Consider the following 2,447-nt stretch of genomic DNA (forward strand, 5'->3'; position numbering starts at 1 on the left):
AAAAAGGCTTTGAATGTGGTATGAATGATTATATCGAGAAACCACTTAAAAAAGATTGTGTAGTTGATTGCCTAACGAAGTATTTTAGAGAAACCAAAAGTCTCGCCTCTTAGAAATACTATTTGAGGCTCTTTATAATTTCACCAACTAAGTATTGAATAGATTTTACATTCCTATTTTCTATACGATAGATGACAGAGAGAGTGTCTTTAAACCTTGGAGCATTTTCTATTTCTTGGATGCCTTTGTTAGCGATTTTGTTGGCCACTCTGGTTGGAAGAATTCCAACTCCTGCCCCTGAGTTAATAAGGTTTGCGATATTCTCTAAACTATTACTTGTAATAACTCTTGAAAAGCTGAAGCCCTTCTTCTTTAAATTTTTTTGGATATCCTGAGTTTGCAAGAGTGAGGGATCACAAATAAGTACATCATGGTTTTGATAAGTTTTCTTAGACTCCCAAAGGGTGACAATATCATCAAAGAGATCTTGAATAACGAGATCAGGATGTTTTACGGGGTTGATAACAAGACCAATATCCAATTCAAGTGAAATAATTTGTTCTGTCACCTTCCTTGAGAGGTCATGAGTAAGCTCAAAGTCTAGCTCAGAGTTTTTCCCTAGTACTTTAGGTAAGAATTTATCTAGAGTGTAAAGACCGACAGAGGGGTGACAGCCAAGCTTTAGGACACCTGTGACTTCGTTAACTGAAGCAGAAGCTTCAGATTTTATCTGCCCCCAAAATTGTTGCATTTGCTTGGCGTGTTTGAGTAAGTGAGCACCTGCTTTCGTCAGTGAGACTCCTTTCTTTGACCTAATAAAAATACTAACACCTAGTTCATCTTCTATTCTCTTGATGGCAAGAGTGAGAGAGGGTTGTGATATACCAATCCTTTCTGCCGCACGAGAGAGGTTCTTTGTTGCTGATATTTCAATAAAGTATTCTAGATCTGAAGGAGAAATCATTATAAGTTTTTCCTATGGTAATTATAGTTAGACAATATTGTATTTATGACTGGAAGTCCAATATTCTCTGTCCTGTGAAGGAGGAGATATGGAAAATTTATCAATAAAGAATAAAGTTGGAATGATTCTAGAGGAGCTACATAAGTTCTCGAATTTTAATGTAGAAGTTGCTTCGGTAGAAGAATTTCATCCCATACATACATATAAATTAACAACAGCTATTGGTCTCAATGAGAAAATTACTTTTATATTCCCTGCATTTCCGGCCAAGAGTGCAAACCGTGAAAGACATTATCTAGCTTTCCTGATATGGGTGAGGTTCAGTCACTAAAGCATCTTAATGACTTTGCAAAAAGAGTAAGTAAGATACATGAAGGTGGAGCTGAAGTTCTTATCTGTTCTGATGGGCGTGTTTTTAGTGATCTCGTCGGTGTAGAGGAAGACGATGTCTCTCTTTATAGAGAAGAACTTAAGGCCATCGTCGCGTTATACCATTTTGAGAATATTCGTTTTTTTGACTTAGAAGATAAGTATGACTCAAAGCTTTCTTTTGATCAGATGAGATTTCATTTAGAGAAGCAATTTTCTAAAACTGAGGAATCATTGAGAGATGAAGTTAAAAGAGATTCTGAGATAAGAACACTCTTTAATGGAATTCACCGATTTCTAAAAGAAGACTTTACAAATATCATTGAAAACAAATCGAAGAATCAAATTCATAAAATGGCGAAAGAGCGAGCCTACAAAGTGGTTCTAAGATCTAATGCATGGAGTGCTTTGGTTGAAAGAATGTTCCCTCATGCCTTTCGTCTTAGTATTCATCCTCAAAGCTTAAGCTCTTTAAAGTTTCCAGTAAAATTATTACCTGGAGAAGAAAAGTGGGGAACACCTTGGCACAGAGTTCCAGTACTTGTGAATAATAATTTTTGTCTTATGAGACACCATGATGCTCTCAAGGCCGGTGCTATTTTAAAGGATAGCAATGGTCATGCTTTCTTTGAAATAATGAGTGCGTAATGAGCTTATCTCCAAAAGTATTGAGATTTTCAAAGAAAGACGAGCTTAGAGTGGCATTGCCTAAACTGAGAGAGATAATCTTTGAAAAAAAGCTCTTACTCATAAAAATTGATTTTGAATTGAATGATGATGAGTATGCTCTGATTTGTCATAGCTTATCAACATCTGAAACGAAGCCATTTGTTGAATGGGATTTTGGACATCTTCTAAATCTAACAAATAAAAAGAATAGTCCTAACTATATTTTTTCAAATGAAGCCGTTCCCCTACATTGGGATGGGGCTTTTCATGAAGTACCTGCGATCTTAGCATTCTACTGTGTTGAGAATGAAGTCCAAGGGGGAAATACATTTTTCTCAAATACCTCAAAAGTAGTTAAAGATCTTAATTTTGAATTGTTTGAAAAATTAAAAGTAAGTTCTATTCGTTATGAAACTCAGAAAGTTGCTCATTATGGAGGAATCTT

Annotated in this window: 4 protein-coding genes; 3 read left to right on the forward strand and 1 reads right to left on the reverse strand. The window is 35.6% G+C overall.

Annotation, left to right across the window (positions count from 1 at the left end; translation table 11 throughout):
* Positions 1 to 118: 118 nt before the first annotated feature.
* A complete protein-coding gene (locus M901_RS01590) occupies positions 119 to 964 on the reverse strand; it encodes a LysR family transcriptional regulator (protein ID WP_021276410.1) in 846 nt (281 codons plus the stop codon).
* Positions 965 to 1,052: 88 nt separating this feature from the next.
* Between M901_RS01590 and M901_RS16090 the strand changes: the two genes are divergently transcribed.
* The 3 genes from M901_RS16090 to M901_RS01600 form a co-directional block, all read left to right on the forward strand.
* Positions 1,053 to 1,295: a hypothetical protein gene (locus M901_RS16090; protein WP_021276409.1), complete on the forward strand. Its 243-nt coding sequence runs from the start codon at positions 1,053 to 1,055 to the stop codon at positions 1,293 to 1,295.
* Complete coding sequence (locus M901_RS01595; RefSeq protein WP_021276411.1) at positions 1,274 to 1,981, forward strand: L-tyrosine/L-tryptophan isonitrile synthase family protein; 708 nt, start codon at positions 1,274 to 1,276, stop codon at positions 1,979 to 1,981. The genes M901_RS16090 and M901_RS01595 overlap by 22 nt, the downstream gene beginning before the upstream one ends.
* Positions 1,981 to 2,447: TauD/TfdA family dioxygenase (locus M901_RS01600; RefSeq protein WP_021276408.1), on the forward strand; the 467-nt coding region annotated here is incomplete at its 3' end. The genes M901_RS01595 and M901_RS01600, both read left to right, overlap by 1 nt.

Origin of the sequence: Bacteriovorax sp. DB6_IX, assembly GCF_000447775.1 — a bacterium.
Classification (GTDB): Bacteria; Bdellovibrionota; Bacteriovoracia; order Bacteriovoracales; family Bacteriovoracaceae; genus Halobacteriovorax_A.

Bases quoted from the DNA above. Each gene is read 5' to 3' on its own strand.
- M901_RS16090 (WP_021276409.1), top strand. From the start codon at position 1,053: ATGGAAAATTTATCAATAAAGAATAAAGTTGGAATGATTCTAGAGGAG.
- M901_RS01590 (WP_021276410.1), bottom strand. From the start codon at position 964: ATGATTTCTCCTTCAGATCTAGAATACTTTATTGAAATATCAGCAACA.
- M901_RS01595 (WP_021276411.1), top strand. From the start codon at position 1,274: ATGGGTGAGGTTCAGTCACTAAAGCATCTTAATGACTTTGCAAAAAGA.